This is a genomic window from Streptomyces sp. NPDC060205 (assembly GCF_042728395.1).
GTDB lineage: Bacteria > Actinomycetota > Actinomycetes > Streptomycetales > Streptomycetaceae > Streptomyces.
On record NZ_JBHWZP010000019.1, the window covers coordinates 1 to 16,983 of the forward strand.

The 16,983-nt window shown below is 72.1% G+C and carries 16 protein-coding genes; 5 read left to right on the forward strand and 11 right to left on the reverse strand.

From position 1 onward, the window contains the following. Positions 1 to 3 precede the first annotated feature (3 nt). Positions 4 to 360 carry a PRC-barrel domain containing protein gene (locus ACFWGJ_RS05380; protein WP_387321222.1) on the reverse strand — a complete coding sequence of 119 codons (357 nt, stop codon included), beginning with the start codon at positions 358 to 360 and terminating at the stop codon, positions 4 to 6. A 243-nt stretch (positions 361 to 603) separates the two neighbouring features. After that, entirely contained in the window at positions 604 to 765 is a 162-nt protein-coding gene (locus ACFWGJ_RS05385) for a hydrophobic protein (RefSeq protein WP_210885851.1), read from the reverse strand. Between the two features lie 154 nt (positions 766 to 919). Between ACFWGJ_RS05385 and ACFWGJ_RS05390 the strand changes: the two genes are divergently transcribed. Further along, positions 920 to 1,543 (forward strand): flavodoxin family protein, encoded by a 624-nt coding sequence (locus tag ACFWGJ_RS05390; protein ID WP_387321224.1) that lies wholly within the window; start codon positions 920 to 922, stop codon positions 1,541 to 1,543. Between the two features lie 13 nt (positions 1,544 to 1,556). Here the strand turns inward: ACFWGJ_RS05390 and ACFWGJ_RS05395 are convergent, their stop codons facing one another. The 8 genes from ACFWGJ_RS05395 to ACFWGJ_RS05430 all read right to left on the reverse strand — a co-directional run bounded on the left by ACFWGJ_RS05395 (position 1,557) and on the right by ACFWGJ_RS05430 (position 9,381). Next, positions 1,557 to 2,252: a response regulator gene (locus tag ACFWGJ_RS05395; protein WP_387321226.1), complete on the reverse strand. Its 696-nt coding sequence runs from the start codon at positions 2,250 to 2,252 to the stop codon at positions 1,557 to 1,559. Further along, complete coding sequence (locus ACFWGJ_RS05400; protein WP_387321228.1) at positions 2,249 to 3,547, reverse strand: histidine kinase; 1,299 nt, start codon at positions 3,545 to 3,547, stop codon at positions 2,249 to 2,251. The genes ACFWGJ_RS05395 and ACFWGJ_RS05400 overlap by 4 nt, the downstream gene beginning before the upstream one ends. Positions 3,548 to 3,616: 69 nt before the next feature. Next, positions 3,617 to 5,221 (reverse strand): SpoIIE family protein phosphatase, encoded by a 1,605-nt coding sequence (locus tag ACFWGJ_RS05405; protein ID WP_387321230.1) that lies wholly within the window; start codon positions 5,219 to 5,221, stop codon positions 3,617 to 3,619. Next, positions 5,218 to 6,591, reverse strand: a complete 1,374-nt coding sequence (locus ACFWGJ_RS05410; protein ID WP_387321290.1) for a sensor histidine kinase — start codon at positions 6,589 to 6,591, stop codon at positions 5,218 to 5,220. The genes ACFWGJ_RS05405 and ACFWGJ_RS05410 overlap by 4 nt, the downstream gene beginning before the upstream one ends. 96 nt (positions 6,592 to 6,687) lie before the next feature. Further along, on the reverse strand, positions 6,688 to 7,755 hold the full coding sequence (locus ACFWGJ_RS05415) for an ATP-binding SpoIIE family protein phosphatase (RefSeq protein WP_387321232.1): 1,068 nt from the start codon (positions 7,753 to 7,755) through the stop codon (positions 6,688 to 6,690). Then, entirely contained in the window at positions 7,743 to 8,165 is a 423-nt protein-coding gene (locus ACFWGJ_RS05420) for an ATP-binding protein (RefSeq protein ID WP_387321234.1), read from the reverse strand. Before ACFWGJ_RS05420 ends, ACFWGJ_RS05415 begins: the two co-directional genes overlap by 13 nt. Beyond that, entirely contained in the window at positions 8,162 to 8,533 is a 372-nt protein-coding gene (locus ACFWGJ_RS05425) for an STAS domain-containing protein (protein WP_387321236.1), read from the reverse strand. The genes ACFWGJ_RS05420 and ACFWGJ_RS05425 overlap by 4 nt, the downstream gene beginning before the upstream one ends. Next, positions 8,530 to 9,381 carry an STAS domain-containing protein gene (locus ACFWGJ_RS05430; protein ID WP_387321238.1) on the reverse strand — a complete coding sequence of 284 codons (852 nt, stop codon included), beginning with the start codon at positions 9,379 to 9,381 and terminating at the stop codon, positions 8,530 to 8,532. Before ACFWGJ_RS05430 ends, ACFWGJ_RS05425 begins: the two co-directional genes overlap by 4 nt. A gap of 599 nt (positions 9,382 to 9,980) precedes the next feature. Between ACFWGJ_RS05430 and ACFWGJ_RS05435 the strand changes: the two genes are divergently transcribed. From ACFWGJ_RS05435 to ACFWGJ_RS05445, 3 genes are all read left to right on the forward strand, one after another. Further along, positions 9,981 to 10,355, forward strand: a complete 375-nt coding sequence (locus ACFWGJ_RS05435) for an ATP-binding protein (protein ID WP_387321291.1) — start codon at positions 9,981 to 9,983, stop codon at positions 10,353 to 10,355. A 544-nt stretch (positions 10,356 to 10,899) separates the two neighbouring features. Then, on the forward strand, positions 10,900 to 11,760 hold the full coding sequence (locus ACFWGJ_RS05440) for an alpha/beta hydrolase family protein (RefSeq protein ID WP_387321240.1): 861 nt from the start codon (positions 10,900 to 10,902) through the stop codon (positions 11,758 to 11,760). Positions 11,761 to 12,009: 249 nt separating this feature from the next. Next, positions 12,010 to 14,949, forward strand: coding sequence for a LuxR C-terminal-related transcriptional regulator (locus ACFWGJ_RS05445; protein ID WP_387321242.1), 2,940 nt, complete (start codon positions 12,010 to 12,012; stop codon positions 14,947 to 14,949). A 44-nt stretch (positions 14,950 to 14,993) separates the two neighbouring features. Here the strand turns inward: ACFWGJ_RS05445 and ACFWGJ_RS05450 are convergent, their stop codons facing one another. Then, positions 14,994 to 15,788 (reverse strand): SDR family NAD(P)-dependent oxidoreductase, encoded by a 795-nt coding sequence (locus ACFWGJ_RS05450; RefSeq protein ID WP_387321292.1) that lies wholly within the window; start codon positions 15,786 to 15,788, stop codon positions 14,994 to 14,996. A gap of 505 nt (positions 15,789 to 16,293) precedes the next feature. On the opposite strand from ACFWGJ_RS05450, the gene ACFWGJ_RS05455 reads away from it, so the two are divergent. After that, on the forward strand, positions 16,294 to 16,959 hold the full coding sequence (locus ACFWGJ_RS05455; protein WP_387321244.1) for a GAF and ANTAR domain-containing protein: 666 nt from the start codon (positions 16,294 to 16,296) through the stop codon (positions 16,957 to 16,959). The last annotated feature ends 24 nt before the right edge of the window (positions 16,960 to 16,983 follow it).

The window sequence follows — 16,983 nt, forward strand, 5'->3', positions numbered from 1 at the left end:
GGCTCAGATGTGCGGGCCGCCCGTGCCGTAGTACGTGCCCAGCTCGTCGCGGTAGCCCTGGTCGCCCAGGTGCTTGTCGCGGTCGAACTCCGGGGCGTCCTTGATCTGCTGCTTCGTGCGGTCGACGACGATCTTCTGCTCGTCCTGGTCGATGCTGACGACCGTGCTGGCGGGGAGCAGAACCTCCTTGCCGAAGATCCACACACCGGTGTCGACCACCAGGTAGGCGTCACCGACGTCGTCGGAGTGCTTGTCGACCTTGCCGATGCTGCCGTCCGTGGCCTCGACCTTGTACCCCGTGAGGTCGACGCCCGCCAGACGACCGGCGGTCGACTTGTAACCCCATACATTTTCAGTCACGCGAAAACAACTCCTCCGGTAAACAGAGGACAGCGGGGTTTCCCGCCGGTCCTCTCTTTTTCCGTACGTCGTGCACGGCGATTTCCGTAACCGCCGTCTTTGCGGCGGGTGCCCCTCGTCCGGGGCTTCACGCACCCGATTCGGGCCAGGATTTCCTCCGGTTTCCCGGAGGGGGCAAGCGCTGTCCCCGTGCCGGGAAGCCGACGCTGCCATATATGCCCTGAGCTGGTGTGATGCGGTCGGCTACCAGCGGTACCAGCGACCGCTCCCGCCCTTCGGACGGGCGACGAAGCCGATCAGCCACAGGACCAGAACGACGATCGCGACCCACCAGAGAATTTTCAGCGCAAAACCCGCACCGAAGAGGATCAGGGCGAGCAGAAGAACAAGAAGCAGGGGAATCATGTCAGTTGACCTCCGAAGCACCGGGTGCCCGGATGATCTCCATCCATTCACACGAATTCACGGGTCGCGCACATTCCACGGCCGACCCGCAGCCGGTCCTGCGCCTCTTCGGTGAACTTCGGTACGCGGCGGCGAGGAGGGGTACCCCTGCGCCATGACCCACACAGATACGACCCCTCTGCGCGCTGTCGCACTCGTCTGCACCCTGTCGCCGTCGCCCGCCGCCTCCAGCTCGCAGCTGCTGGCCGAACAGACCATGGCCGCGCTGGGCGAGCACGGTGTCACCGGGAAGGTGATCCGGATCGCCGACCACGACGTGCGCCCCGGAGTGGAGACCGACATGGGGGACGGTGACGAGTGGCCGGCCATCCGGGACACGGTCCTGGGCGCCGACATCCTGGTCCTGGCCACGCCGATCTGGCTGGGCCACCCCTCCAGCCTCGCCCAGCGGGTCATGGAGCGTCTGGACGCGGAGATCTCCGAGAAGGACGACGAGGGGCGGATGCTCACCTACGGGAAGGTCGCCGCGGTGTGTGTCGTCGGCAACGAGGACGGGGCCCACAAGGTGAGCGCCGACCTCTTCCAGGGGCTCAACGACGTGGGCTTCTCACTCGCTCCCAACGCCGTCACCTACTGGGTCGGTGAAGCCATGCAGGGCACCGACTACCAGGATCTCGACAAGACCCCCGAGACCACGTCCGCCACGACGGCCACCCTGGCGGCCAACACCGCCCATCTGGCCCGGCAGCTCAAGGCGTCCCCGTACCCGTCGAGCTGACCGGAGCCCGCGCTCAGTCGTGGGAGGCGCCGACCAGGCCCACCCGGTGGGCCAGCACGACCGCCTGCACCCGGTCGCGCAGATCGAGCTTGGTCAGGATGCGGGACACGTACGTCTTGACGGTCTCGCGGCTGATGACCATCCGGTCGGCGATCTCGGTGTTGGACAGGCCCTCGGCGATCAGCTTCAGCACCTCCGTCTCGCGCGGCGCCAGAGCGGCCAGCGCCGGTGCGGCGGGGTGCCGTTGGGGCCGGCGGAGCCGGTCGGCGAACTTGCCGACGAGCTGCCGGGTGACGGCGGGCGCCAGCAGTGACTCGCCGGCGTCGACCGTGCGGATGCCGTGCACCAGGTCGCGCGGCGGCGAGTCCTTCAGCAGGAAGCCGCTCGCTCCGGCCCGCAGTGCCTCGTACACGTACTCGTCGAGGTTGAAGGTGGTGACGACCAGGACCCGCATCGGATCGGCGACGCCGGGGCCGGCGAGCAGCCGGGTCGCCTCGATGCCGTCGAGCAGGGGCATGCGGATGTCCATGACCACCACGTCGGGGCGCAGCCGCAGCGCGGTCTCCACCGCCGTGCGGCCGTCCCCGGCCTCTCCCACGACCTCGATGTCCGGCTGCGCGGTGAAGATGGTGACGTAGCCGGTGCGGACGAGTTCCTGGTCATCGCAGACCAGGACCCTGATCGGCGCCGCGGCGCCCGGCCAGGTCATGCCTCTCCTCCGTCCGCCGCGGCTTCGCCGTGTCCCGTGGACGGTATGCGCGCGCGGACGCTGAAGCCGCCGTCCGGGCGGTCGCCCGCGAGCAGTTCGCCGCCGAACACACCCACCCGTTCACGCAGCCCGATCAGGCCGTGCCCGCCGCCCCGGCCCAGTGGTCTGCGGCGCTGGGCGGTCGCGGTGGCGGGCGCCCCCTCGGTGGTCACCTCGACCTCCACGTCCTTGCCGTAGTGGACCTGGACGAGCGTCCGGTGGCCCGGGGCGTGTTTGAGCGCGTTGGTGAGCGCCTCCTGCACCACGCGGTACGCGGCCAGTTCCACCGCGGTCGCCAGCTCCTGCCGTTCGCCGCGCTCGGCCAGTTCCACGGGCTGTCCTGCGGTCCGGGTCTGCTCGACCAGATCGCTCAGTCTGCCCGGCTCAGGGCTACGCTCCGGCGCGGCCGACGTATCCTCGGGGCCGTCGGCCGCCGTGCCGCCGGACGGGCCCTCGGACGTGTCGCCGGACGCCTTCAGCACACCCAGCAGATGCTGCAGGTCTCTCAGGGCCCGCCGTCCGGAGTCGCTGATCGCTTCGAGTCCTGTCTCCACCCGCTCCGGCGCGTCGGCGAGCAGGAACTGGGAGGCGTCCGCCTGGACCACCATGGCGGTGACATGGTGGGTCACCACATCGTGCAACTCGCGCGCGATACGGGCCCGTTCGCGTGCCATCGCCGCCTCCACACTGAGCCGGCGCCGTTCCGCCTCGCCGTCCTGCCGGGCGCGTACGGTCCTGCCGATGCCCCAGCACACCACCAGGATCAAGAACATGAGGACGAAGTCGGGGACGTGCAGGGGCGAGCCCCTGTGGTGCAGTCCGAGCGCGAACAGCACGAAGACAGTGATCGCGACGGCGACCGCCAGAGCGCGGCGCACACCGACGGCACGGTTCCCGTGGGCTCCGAGGCTGTACAGCGCGATGTACAGGCCGAGGCTCGCGCAGGTCTGCGGATAGCCGACGACTTCATGGACCGCGAACGCGCCCGCGATCAGCGCGAGGCATACGAGGGGCCACTTGCGCCGCAGCACCAGCGGCAGCCAGAGAGCGGCCGTCACCAGCGCGCCCGGCAGTCCGGGCGGGTGTTCCGGCAGGTCGCCGAACTGTGCGCCGATCGGGGCCGTCACCGGCGCGAACACCAGCGGGGCGAGCAGCACGGTGAACACCGCGTCCCGGCTCACCACGTCCAGCGCACCCCAACGGGCCGCGAGAACAGGCGTGTTCTTCCTCAAGTCCGACCCCGCTGATCCGCGCACAGGCAGAGCCTAGCCCCCTGCCGGACCCTCGATGATCCGGCCGCGGAGCAGGGGGTGTTTGGAAACCCCCTATGTGAACAGTGCGGTGATCAGGGCGATGTCGTCGTCCTTGTTCTGTCCGAAGCGTGCGAGGAGCAGGTCGCACATCTCCTCCAGATCGGCCGGCCCGTCGGCGACGGCCTCGCGGAACTCGGCGAGGGTGGCGTCCAGATGCGCGGTCCGTACCTCGACGAGACCGTCCGTCACCATGAGCAGCCGGGTGCCGGGCGGGGCCTGAACCACGGTGGGCGGCGGATGCGGCAGGCCGAGGCCGATCAGCGGACCGTGGTGTTCGTGGAACCGCGGCCCCTTCTCCGGGTCGATCACGAGCGGCGGGATGTGGCCCGCGTTGGCTATGTGCAGACGGCGTTCGTCCGGTTGGACCAGGACGAGGCACAGGGTGACGGTGATGCCGGGCTGGGACTGCCCGAGCAGTGTTTCCAGCCGGTCCAGTATGTGGTGAGGGGGGTGCCCTTCGATGGCGTAGGCCCGCAGTGCGTGGCGTACCTCGCCCATGACGGTCGCGGCCGTCACCGAGTGCCCGACGACGTCTCCGATGGCCAGCAGCAGGCCGTTGACCGTACGCACCGCCTCGTAGAAGTCGCCTCCGATCTCGGCGTGCTCGGAGGCGGGGAGGTAGCGGAAGGCCAGCTGGACGCCCGGGACGGTCGGCAGTTCCTTCGGGAGGAAGGAGCGCTGCAGGGCGAGGCCCAGGGCGTGTTCCTCGTTGTAGGTCCGCAGGGCTTCGAGGGCGAGGGCGCTGGCGTTGGCCAGCTGCTGCAGGAGCTGCTCGTCGTCGGGGCCGCGCAGGGCGTTCATGGGGACGGCCAGACACACGGGGGGACGGCCGCGTTTGGTGCGGGCCACCGCGAGCGCCACGTCTGCGGTGAGGTGGTCGCCGGGCAGCATGGCCTGCCACTGGCCGTGCGGGACACGGACGATGGCGACGCCGGTGTCCTGGCTCAAGCTGTGGGCCGCGAGCTGCTTGAGCAGGCCCGGGTGTGCGGGACGGATCCGTACGGTGGACCGGGCGTCGTCGGTCATGCTGTGCACGGCCTGCGCCTGGGGCGAGAGGAACACCGCGCTGGCGGGGCTGTCCAGGACGGCGGCTGCGCCGCCGGTGGCCGCCGACGCGAAGGAGTGGAAGCCGACGGCGCTGTAGACGTCGAGCGTCGCCTGGTTGAGCGCTATGAGGCGGTGCGCGAGCTTCTCGGCGCGCTGCCGGGCCCTGGCGTAGCGCAGGGTCGCGGAGACGGTGGCGAGGAGTTCGCCCGGGTCGATGGGCTGGTCGAGATAGGCGTCCGCGCCCCGTCTCAGCCCTTCCGCGTGGTCGTCGGGGGTGATGGCGGCGGCGGAGATCTGGATGATCGGCAGGTGGGCGGTCCGGGGGCTGTTCTTGACGCGTTCGCTGACCTCGAAGCCGCTCATGTCGGGCAGCCGGACGTCGATGATCGCGATGTCCGGGAGCGTGCCCGGTCCGCCGTGCAGCCGGTCGAGGCCCTGCTCCCCGGTGCTGGCGCTGATGACGGAGTGCCCCGCGCGCTGCAGCCAGCTGGTGAGGACGTAACGGTTCGTCTCGTTGTCGTCGACGACCAGGACGGTCGCGGGCAGACGCTCCTGGGCACTGTCGGTCACGGCCCGCCCTTTCGGTTCTGCGATCGCTGCGTGTACTCGTGGCCGAGATCCGGGAGGCGGACCTCCACCTTGGTACCGACGCCCACGGTACTGGTGAGGGTCAGGGTGCCGCCGAGCAGTTCGGCGAGCGTACGGGCGTAGGGCAGGCCGAGGCCGGTGCCGGGCCGGCCGCTCTGGTGCGGGCCGCGGACCTGGTAGAAGACCTCGAAGACCCGGCCGAGCTCCTCGGGCGGGATGCCGATCCCGGTGTCCGTGACGGTGAACAGCACGGCGGGCGCCGAGGGTTCGGGATCGACGTCGATCTCCAGGCGTACCTCGCCGCGCTCGGTGAACTTCAGGGCGTTGGAGAGGAGGTTGCGCAGAATGCGCACGAGCAGCGTCTCGTCGGTCACCAGGGGCGGCTGCTGTTCGGCGCGAGGGGTGACGAGGGTCACCCGTTCGTGGCCGTGGCCGCTCAGGATGAGGCCTCTGAGGTGGGCGACCAGCAGCCGCAGGTCCACCGGTTCCGTATGGATCTCCAGGTGACCGGCCTCGGCCTTGGCGACGTCCAGCAGATCGCTCACGAGCGACAGGAGCGTGTGGCCGGCCGAACCTATGAGTTCGACCTGTTCGCGCTGCTCGACGGTGAGGGCTGGGGAACTGGGGGCCAGGAGCAGTGTGGAGAGGGCGACCACGGAGTTGACCGGGGTGCGCAGTTCGTGGCTGATGTTCGTCCAGAAGCGGGTCTTGGCCTCGCTCGCCTCCTGCAACTGGTGGCGCTTGTCCTCCAGTTCGGTGTGCAGTGCGAGAACACCGCTGTTGGTGGCCTCCAGCTCCTGCGTCAGCTCGGTGTACAGCGCGAGGACACCTCTGTTGGTCTCCTCCAGCTCCTCGTTGAGGTGGCGCAGTTCCTCCCGCTGGGCCTGGGTCTCCTCCAGGGTGGCGATCAGGTCGCGGGTCTGGGCACGCAGGTCGTCCGCCTCGGTCGACCGGGAAGCGGCCTTGAGGACGTCCGTCAGCCGGGCACGCTGTCCGGCCGCGCCGCCGGCCTCGGGGGTCAGCGGCTGGCTGACGACGATGCGGCCGCCCGCCGGGGCGGCCTCGTACTCGATCCCCACGAGCTTCGCGGCCAGGTCGAGCGTCTCCTGCGCCGGGGGCGGTCCGCCGGTCCACACGAACGTGACGAGCAGGGCCGTGGGCCGGCCGGGTGGGACCAGCCCGAAGGAGACCTCCAGGCCGCGGCAGCCGAGCCGGTCGCGTCCGAGTTCGCTGAGCGCGGTCGCGAGCCGGACCTGGTCCTGCCGCTCAAGCGACAGGGCCGCCGCGGCCTGCTGGGCGGTTCGCCGCAGGCCGAACACGTCCTGGGAGGAGGACAGGGCGAACGGCACCATCGGGTGGGCGGGGCCGACGGCGGACGAGTGGCCGTGGTGGGCCGTCTCGCCACGGGGGCCCGAGTCAGACATCACGCTCATCCCGCCCCTCGCCGCTCACCATGCCCCCTTGATCACCACGACGCTGGCGTCGTCCCGTCGCACTCCTGCCTCGCGCAGCAGCTGACCGGCCATGACGAGCGGTGTGTGGTGCAGCAGGCCGGGCAGGGTTCCATGGTCCCAGCGTTCGGTCAGACCGTCGGAGTGCATCACCAGGGCGCCGTGCGCCGGGAGCGCCTCCTCGAACGTGCGCAGCCGCCGCATCTGCGAGCCGACGATACCGGGGGCCGACAGCAGGGCCCTGCGGCCGGCGTCGCCCACGAGGAATCCGCTCACGTTGCCGATTCCGCAGTACAGCACCCGTCCGGCGGCCGGCTCGATGCGTGCCACGGCGACCGCGCCGCCGCGTGTCCCCCGCAGGGCGAGGTGGATCGCGTCGAGGGCGCCCGCCGGACTGAGATCACGGGTGTCCTGGAACGCCTTGACCGCCGCCTGGCTCGCCCGCGCGGCCAGGGGGCCGTGCCCCAGTCCGTCGCAGAGCATCACCAGGATCGCCGGGCGGTCCCCGGCGGTGGCGCTGTCGTCGGTGCGTACGGCCCACGCGTCGCCGCACACGGTCTCACCGCTGATGGGCCGCGTCACCCCGGCGGCGGTGGACAGGTCCCGGGAGGCGACGACGGCCCGGCCGTCGGCGCCGCGCGGCCAGAACTGCGCGGCCATGACCGTGCCGCGGCCCGGCACGGAGTGCAGGTCGAAATGGTCCGCGAGCCGGGAGACCGCCCCCAGGCCGATGCCCAGGGTGCCCGCGCTGGACGATCCGTCGGCCAGCGCGGCCGGAACGTCCGTCATCCCGGGCCCCGAGTCGACGGTGAGGAACTCCACACCTGCCTGGTCCCCGGATCGCACCACGCGCAGCAGCAAAGCTCCGTCGTCGGCATGCCGCTGTACGTTCGTGGCGGCCTCGGTGACGGCGAGGGCGACCTCGGCAGACCGGTGGCTGCTCAGTCCGATGCGTCTGGCCAGTGTGGCGGCCGCGCCCCGGGCCGACGCGGCGAGGGAGGCGCCGTCCCTGAACCACGCGACGTCCTCGCAGTTCAGGGCGTCGGCGGTGTTCACCGCACCCACTTGATGATGGTCACGGTCGTGCCCTCGCCGGGCGTGGTGTCCAGCCGGAAGTCGTCGACGAGGCGCCGGGCACCGCTGAGGCCGAGACCCAGCCCGCCGCCGGACGTCCAGCCGTCCGTCATCGCCTGTTCGACATCGGCGATACCGGGGCCGGAGTCCTCGAAGACGGCGGCCACGCCCCGCTTGCCGTTCGCGCTGACCAGGCCGGAACTGACCGTGCCGCCGCCTCCGTAGATGAGGGTGTTGCGGGCGAGTTCGCTCGCCGCGGTGATCATCTTCGTCTGGTCGACCAGGGACAGCCGGCACTCCTGGGACAGCGTCCGGATCGCCTGGCGGATGTGCACGAGATCGCCGCTGCGGGCGATGGGGTAGACCTGCGGGTCTTCGCCCGCAGTCCAGGGCGCTGTCACCGCAAGACCGAACTGGTGGTGTGACGCAGCTTCGCCAGCCCTTTCTCAAGGTCGAGGGCAGTGCTGACCCCGCCGAGCGAAAGACCCAGCTCGACCAGGGTGATGGCCACGGCGGGACGCATGCCCACCACCACCGTCCTGGCGTCGAGCACACGTGAGATGGCGGCGACCGTCGCGAGCATGCGCCCCACGAAGGAGTCGACGATCTCCAGGGCGCTGATGTCGATGACGACGCCCCGGGCGGACTTGGCGACGATCTCGTTGGCCAGGTCCTCCTGGAGGTTCAGCACCATCTGGTCCTCCAGATCGAACTGGACGGACACCAGCAGGATGTCTCCGATACGCAGGATCGGCAGGCGCTCACTCATCGCTGCGCACCCTCGTGGGCGACGAGGTCCACACCGGACCGGCGCAGCGCCAGCTTGAGCGCGTCGGCCAGGCTGGCCTTCGTCACGATGCCCTCGAACTCGATGCCCAGCGCGACGATGGTCTGCGCGATCTGCGGGCTGATGCCGGACACCGTGCATTCGGCACCCATGAGCCGGGCGGCGACGATGGTCTTCAGCAGGTGCTGGGCGACCTGGGTGTCCACCGCGGGAACGCCCGTGATGTCGATGATCGCCTGCTCCGAGCCCGTGTCCACGAGCGCCTGCAGCAGCTTCTCCATCACCACCTGCGTGCGCGCCGAGTCCAGCGTGCCGACGAGCGGCACGGCGATGACCCCGTCCCACAGGCGCACCACCGGCGTGGACAGTTCCAGGAGCTGCTCGGCCTGCGCGGTGATGATCTCGTCGCGCGTGCGCGTGTAGGTCTCGATCACGAAGAGACCAAGCCCGTCGAGGATGCCGCTGAACTCCAGATAGGCGCGGATCTGTCCGGCGGTGCCGTCCTGCAGGACGGGTTCGAGGACCCGCTTCAGCGCGAAGACACTGATCGCGGTCTCCGTGGGCGAGAACCCCTGACGGGCCCTGTTCCGCGACAGCTCCGTGAGCAGGGCACGGATTTCGGACATCTGTTCCGAGTGGACGTCGGTGGCACCCTGCCGCAGCGCGTCCACCAGGGCGTCGTACAGCTCCCGCAGCTCGCGGTCGAGTTCGGCGGCGCCGATGCGTCCGCCCAGGGACCCCGACACCTCCCGTACCCACGCCGCGGCCAGGTCCTGACCCTCGATCGTCAAGAGCCCTACCAGGTCCGCAGCGCTGTCTCGCTTCGCCATTCCGGCGCTCCTTCAATGTTCATATTTACGTGCCAGGGACGACCTGGGAAGCCTACGGCACCTGCACACACGGACAGGCGCGACCTGGGAAAGGCCCTCCACCGCGCGCACCGAGGGGACCTCTTCGACGAGGATCGACGCGGCCGGGCCGGGCGCCCGGGGCGCGAGCGCGCGGGCCCCGCGCGGGTCAGCTCTCCAGCGCCTGCCGCAGCCCGGAACGGCACGGGACGGGGGCGTCGACCCCGACTAGCTCGATCACCCGCGGCACCCGCGGTACGGACCGCCACGCCCCCGCCGACCGCCGATGGCGGACCGGGTCGCCGACAGATGGCCGGACCGTGCGGGAGGTGCGTCTGTCACCATGTCCTCGACTCGGTTTACCGACGCGGCTCAGGCCGGAGCTCGCGCCTGAGGCCTGCCCCGATGACACGGGCCGCCACGCTCGAACGAGTGGTCGATCCCAGCGGAAGCAGCATGTGTCACGCCAAACAGGGTAGCCGCGAACGGACAACGGTAATGAAGGTGGACAAAAAGTGGAGTCAGTCGGGAGAGGCGGCGCGGGGCCGTCACAAGCCCATGCCATAGCCGCCACCGTCTCCATGACCGGAGGCGGCGCCTGCATCGCCGAGGCCCGGCGCTTCGCGGCCGACTTCCTGGCCCGCGCAGGAGCGGACCACGGGGTACGAGTCTCGCCCCGCGCGACGGACCTCACACAGCTGGTGGTCAGCGAGCTGGTCACCAACGCGCACAAATACGCTCCCGGCCCGCTGCGGATGGAGCTGCGCATCACCGACGAGCTGGTCGCGGTGAGCGTGCACGACAGCGTCGGTGCCCGGCCCGTGGCCCGCTCCGTCGACCCGCACAGGGTCGGCCAGCACGGCCTGGAGATCGTCATGGCCGTCGCCCAGGAGTTCCGGGTGGACCTCGAACCGGCCGGCAAGTGCGTCACCGCGTGCATCGACCTGACCCGCTGAACCGGCGGCCCGACCCGCCGAACCGGCCGCAGGCATCCTCCGGCATCGCCAGACGCCGCTGAACGGCCCCTCGGACCGCCGGCGCTCCCCCGGACGACGAGACACGGTGTCATGGCCGTCCGGACGGCGTACTCACGCCAACGGCCTCGGAACCAGCCCCCCGATCCGTCGCCGATCTCGGCCACGTGGGCAGCATCACCGTCAAGTGATCAGGGCGCGGGGGGCGTTGGCCGAAGCCCGGTTCGTCGCGGAGCGGTTCGTTGAAGACCCGTTTGTTGAAGACCGGTGATATTGCCGATGGCCGCGCCCTCCCGCCGGCTCGACAGTGGCACGGCCGACCACCGGTCGGCGCCGTCGGCAGAGCTGCCGGACGCACCGCGCGGGCCCTCCGTGCGGCACGTCCGGTCCGGCGGCACGTCACGGCCGAGAGGACGACTTCGTCGTGCAGCAGCACTCGCAGAACAGCTCGCTCACCCCCGGGACACCTTCGCCCGGGTCCGCCGTCCACGGTCGGCGCGACCACAGGAGCAGGACCGCGAGGCGGATGACCGGTGCCCTCGCGGCGCTGGCCGCCGTCGTGGGTCTCAGCTCCCTGGCGACTCCCGGGGCGCAGGCCGCGGACAACCCCTACGAGCGCGGTCCCGCGCCCACCACGTCGAGCATCGAGGCGGCACGCGGTTCCTACAGCGTGTCCCAGACATCCGTCTCCTCGCTGGCGGTCACCGGCTTCGGCGGCGGAACCGTGTACTACCCGACGAGCACCAGCGACGGCACGTTCGGCGCGGTGGCGATCTCCCCCGGGTACACCGGAACCCAGTCCTCGATCTCGTGGCTGGGCCCACGGCTGGCCTCCCAGGGCTTCGTCGTCTTCACCATCGACACCCTGACGACCCTGGACCAGCCCGACTCGCGCGGCCGTCAGCTGCTTGCCGCGCTGGACTACCTCACCGAGCGCAGCAGCGTACGCACCAGGATCGACAGCAGCCGGCTCGCGGTGGCGGGCCACTCGATGGGCGGTGGCGGCAGCCTCGAAGCGGCCAAGTCCCGCCCGGCCCTCCAGGCGGCGATCCCGCTGACGCCCTGGAACACCGACAAGTCCTGGCCCGAGGTCAGCACACCCACGCTGATCTTCGGCGCGGACGGCGACACGATCGCGCCCGTCGCCTCGCACGCGGAGCCGTTCTACGGAAGCCTGCCGTCGTCCACCGACAAGGCGTATCTGGAGCTCAACGGCGCGACGCACTTCACGCCGAACTCGTCCGACACGACGATCGCGAAGTACAGCATTTCCTGGCTCAAGCGGTTCGTGGACAACGACACCCGCTACGAGCAGTTCCTCTGCCCGCTGCCGCGGCCGAGCCTGACCATCGAGGAGTACCGGGGCAACTGCCCGCACACCTCCTGAGGCCGGCGCTCCGATGAGCAGCCGGTGGGCGGTCGCGAGGGGAACGCGGCCGCCCATCGGCGCGTGCGGATGCGGGTGCGGGTGCGCGGCTGTGCGTGTGCACAGATCTGCGGTGACGCCGCTGGGCAGACGTACACGCGAACCCGGGCCACCGGACGTGTCGGCCCAGGTGGGAGCGGGAAACCACGTGACGGCAGGCGCCGGACGGAAAGCTTCCGCCTCTCGGCGCGCGAACGTAACGTCACGGGGATGACCGGACGGACGAACGCGCCCCAGTCTCCCCCACCGCGCTCCCCCGCACCGCGCACACCCCCACCACGCTCTCTTCCACCGCTCGGCCGGGACGCGGAACTGGCCGCGCTGGCAGCCGTGTCGGACCTGTCCGGCCCGGACGCCCCGGTGCTCGTACTGACCGGGGATCCGGGCCTCGGCCGTACCGCGCTGCTCGACTGGGCGGCCCGCTCCTTCACGGCCGGACCCGTGCTGCGCGTACGGGCCAGCCGTGCGGAATCATCGCTTCCGCTCAGTGGCGTGCACGCGCTGCGGTGTGCCGCCGACGGTCTCCCGGGCGGACGGACCCTCGGCGTTCCTGCTCCCGGGACGGCACCGGAATGGCTGCTCCGTTCGCTGTCCGACGCCGCCGCGGGCTCGCCCCTGCTGGTGTGTGTCGACGACGCGCACCTGTGGGACGCCCGCTCACGGGCCGCACTGGGCTTCGCCGCCCGGCGGCTGCCCGCGGCCGGGCCGGTGCGGCTGCTCCTGACGGTCGCCGGGCAGCACGCGACCGGTCCCGACTTCGCCGCGCTGCCCGTCCTGACGCTCGGACCGCTGCCGTCGTCCGCCATGGACGCGCTGCTCGACGGCTCGGCGCGCGGCCCCGTCGCCCCGGCCGTCCGAGGGGAGCTGCTGGACGAGGCCCAGGGCAATCCGGCCCTGCTGCGTGCGCTGGTGGCCGGGCTGTCCTTTGCCGAGCTGTCCGGCGAACACCGCTTGCCGTGGCCCCTGGCCGACGCCGAAGCGCTGCGCAGGGTGGCAGGCGCGCATCTGGCGGGGTTCTCCGCCGCCGCGGGCGACCTCCTCCTGCTGGTGGCCGCGGCGCACGAACACGATCCCGACGGCGTCGGCGCCGACGACGACCTGGTCCGCGGGGCGGCGGCGCGGTTCGGCCGGGCGCGGGCCGTCCTCGGCGCGGACCGGCTCCCGGACGTCCTGGTGCTGTCCGGCGGCCGGTTCCGCTTCACCGGCCCGCTCCTGCGCAAAGCGGTCCACGCCTGCGCTCCTCCCGACCGGCGGCGCGCCGCGCACCGGGCGCTCGCCTCCGCTGCGGAGGGCGAGGGGCACGGGCTCGTCGCGCTGCTCCACCGGGCCTGGTCGGTCGCCGGGCACGCCCCTGCCTTGGCGGACCAGCTGTCCGCCGCCGCGGCCGACCCGTGCGTCGCCGCGTCCCGCGCCCAGCGCTCGGCGGCGTACGCCCGGGCCGCGGAGCTGACGCCGGACGGGCGCGAGCGGGCGGAGCTCCTGACCGCGGCGGCCGGGCAGGCGCTGCTCGCGGGCCGGGCGCGGGCGGCCCGCCGGTTGGCCGGCCGGGCCGGCGACGGCAGCGCCCTGCCCGCGGTCGTCCGGGGGCGGGCGGCCTGGGTGCGGGGAATCCTCACGTTGCGTGACGGCCCCGCGGCCGACGCCGGTGAGGCCCTGCTGCTCGCCCGCTCCCTGCTCGCCGTCGACGATCCGGCGCACGCCCTGCTCGCGGGGCTCGCCGCGGCGGAGGCCGCCTGGGCCACGGGAGACGCCGTCGCCTGTCTGCGGGCGCTGAACGCGGCGGACCGTACCGCGGTGGCGACGGCCGGCACGGTCCTGCACGTGCGGGCGGTCGCGGACGGGGCGACCGCCCCCGGCGCCCCGGCGCCGGCCGCCGTCGGCCGCCCGGCCACGCGTTCCGGGGTCCCGCCCTCGGCGGCCCCCGCCGCCGGACCGGACGGTCTGCCCCGGGACTACCTGCACGGCATGCGGGCGATGCTGGAACGGGACTTCGGCCGGGCCATCCCCCGGCTGCGACGCGTGGTCGAGCACGCCTGGGAGGAGGACGCGCCGGAGCGGCTGCTGTGGTCGGGCGCGGCGGCGCTCCTGCTGGGGGATGTACCCGCCGCCTGCCGGATCGGCGCCCGGACTCTCGCGACGGCCCGCTCCCACGGCCCGGAGGCAGCCCTGCCTCGGGCCCTGGAACTGCTGGCCTACGCGGAGTTGCGGACGGGACAGCACGCGCGGGCCCGGGCGCACGCGGAGGAGGGACTTCGGGCCGCGCACCGGTACGGGCAGGCCAACGTAGCGGCCCACCACCATGCCGTGCTGGCCCTCGCGGCGTCGATCGCGGACGAGTCGACGCTCGTCGCGCACCATGCGGACGCCGCGCTGACCATCGCGCGGCGTCATGGGCTGATGCAGGCGGCCACCCTCGCCGAATGGGCCGCGGGCCGCGCCGACCTGGGGCGCGGGCGCCCGTTCGAGGCGGCTGCCCGGCTCGGCCCGCTGGTCCGCCCGGGCCCGGACGGCGGTCACTTCGCCGTACGCATGCTGGTCATGCCCTGCTATGTGGAGGCCGCGGTGCTCGCCGGACAGCGGGAGGACGCCCGTGCGGTCGTCGAGGAGTTCGCGCTGTGGGCGCGCTTCGGCGCGGACGTGCAGGCGCCCGCCCAACTCGCCCGGTGCCGTGCGCTGGTGGCCGACGCGGACCGGGCGGACGCGTTGTACGAGGACGCCCTCGCCCTGCACGCGCAGGCGGGCGGTGACTTCGAACAGGCGCGTACCCAGCTGCTGTACGGCAAGTGGCTGCGCAGACGGCGCAGACTCCGCGAGGCGGGCGGCTGTCTGCGGGCCGCGCTGGTCGCCTTCGAGCGCTGCGGCGCCCGTATCTGGGCGGACCAGGCGCGGGCCGAACTCAGGGCGAACGGAGCCGCTCCGGCCGCGGCGCGGGCCGGTGCGCTGGACGGCCTCACACCGCAGCAGCTGCGGATCGCGCGCTGTGTGGCCGAGGGCGCCACGAACCGGGAGGTGGCGCTGCGCCTGGCCGTGAGCACCCGCACGGTCGACTATCACCTGCGCAAGGTGTTCGCCGCGCTCGGGGTGCGCTCACGGGTCGAGCTGTCACGGATGGTCGAGCAGCCCGGCAGTGACGGCCCACGCCCCGCGTGACAGCGCCTCGGAGTGCGTGCGAGAGCAGGTGAGCGCCGATCGCGTCACGGCAGGATGGAGTCGACGTATCCGCCGTCGACCCGCAGCGCGCCGCCCGTGGTGGCCGACGCCTGGTCGGAGCTGAGGTAGACGACCATGTTCGCGATCTCCTCCGGCTCGATCAGCCGTTGCAGCAGGGACTGCGGTCGGTGCTCCTTCATGAAGGCACGCTGGGCCTCGTCCCACGGAAGGTCACGGTTGACGAGTCCGTACACGAAGTCCTCGACGCCTCCCGTGTGCGTGGGGCCGGCGATGACCGAGTTCACCGTGACGCCGGTGCCGGCCGCCTCCTTCGCGAAGCCCCGGCCGACCGCGAGCAGGGCGGTCTTCGACATGCCGTAGTGGATCATTTCCGCGGGGATGACCACGGCGGAGTCGCTGGCGATGTTCTGGACGCGCCCCCAGCCCCGTTCCGTCATGCCCGGCAGGTACGAGCGGATCAGTCGTACGGCCGCCAGCACATTGACCTCGAAGTAGCGGCGCCATTCGTCGTCGGTGATCTCCAGGGGGGCCGCGGACCCGAAGATCCCGAGGTTGTTGACGAGGATGTCCACCTGCGGCAGGGCGTCCACCACCTGCGCCGCCCCCTCTTCGGTGGTCACGTCCGCCGCCACGGGCATCACGTCCGCGCCCGGCACGTCCTTGGCCAGCCGGGCCGCGCTCTCCTCGGTGCGTTGCGGGTTCCGGCCGTTGACGGCGACGCGGGCGCCGGCCCGCGCGAGGCCCGTGGCGATCGCCGCGCCGATTCCCTGAGTGGATCCGGTGACCAGTGCCGTGCGGCCGGTCAGATCGATGCGCATTCCGTACGCCCCTTCCTCTGCGTTCGTCGGCTGAGTACCCATTCAGCCACTCCTGCACCAAGGGACGCCTGCTCAGAACCTCCGGATGGTGGCCGCAACGTCGCCGGAACGTCGCTTCGACGGGGACGGGCGGCTCGGGCCGCCGTGCGAATGGCCCTCCTGGCAGCAGGGCCAGACGGCGGGAGTTGCCTCGCCGACGCGCCAGGAGGGCAGGGCCGGAGCCACGGACGATGTCGGCGATGCGGCTCCGGCCGGCCGTGACAGTCGGTCAGGGCTCGGGGGCCGGGAGCCTGCGGTGCGGTCGAGAACCCGACTGCGCCTGCGCCGAGCGTAGAGGAGGAGCGGCGGTGATCGGAAGCAGGGCCGGTGACATGACCCGGGGTGACCGCGGTGACCGCGGAACGGGCGGAGGGCGTCTTCCGTTTAGAAGCCTCCTGTGCGGAAACCCGAAGGGCACCCCGTTCCGGCGGGGGCTCCGGGGAACCGCGTGGAGAGTGAGGCCGACATGGTTGCCGACCCGTGGCCCGCTGAAGCGGTGGTCCGGGCCGCCACCGGCCCCGACCACGAGCGCGGGATGGCCCAGCGGGTGGCCGAGGCCCTGTGCGAAGAACTGCCGGTGGACGCCGTCACTCTGGCCCTGTGGACCGAGACACCGCACCGGCGGATGCTGTACGCCACCAGTTCGGCGGCCCAGCGTCTGGAGGAGCTGCAGTTCGAGGTGGGCGAAGGGCCCTGTGTGTCGGCCGCGGCGATCGGCCGGCCGCTCATGGTCGAGGACCTGCACGGCTCCGTGACCCCGTGGCCCCTGTTCGGCCCCCTCGCCCGGGAACGCTTGTCCACGGTGGGTGCCATTTACGCGTTTCCGCTGGTGGAGGGCCATGCGCATCTGGGGACGGCGGACATGCTGCGCTTCGAGGCCGGTCCGCTGGGGGTCGAGGCGGAAGAGGCCGCCAGGCTGGCCGTACGGGCCGCGGCGCTCATCCTGCTCACCGCGCGGATCACCCCCGTGCTGGACGCGCACTGGCAGCGCACCCATGTGGCGACCGGCGTGATGGCCGAGCGGCTGGGCATCACGCCCGCCGAGGCGCTGGCGCGGCTGCGCTCCACGGCCCTGGGAACGGGGCGCCCCCTCCCCGACCTGACCGAGGACGTCCTGTTGCGACACGGCTAGTCACGGCACGGCTGCCGACCGCCC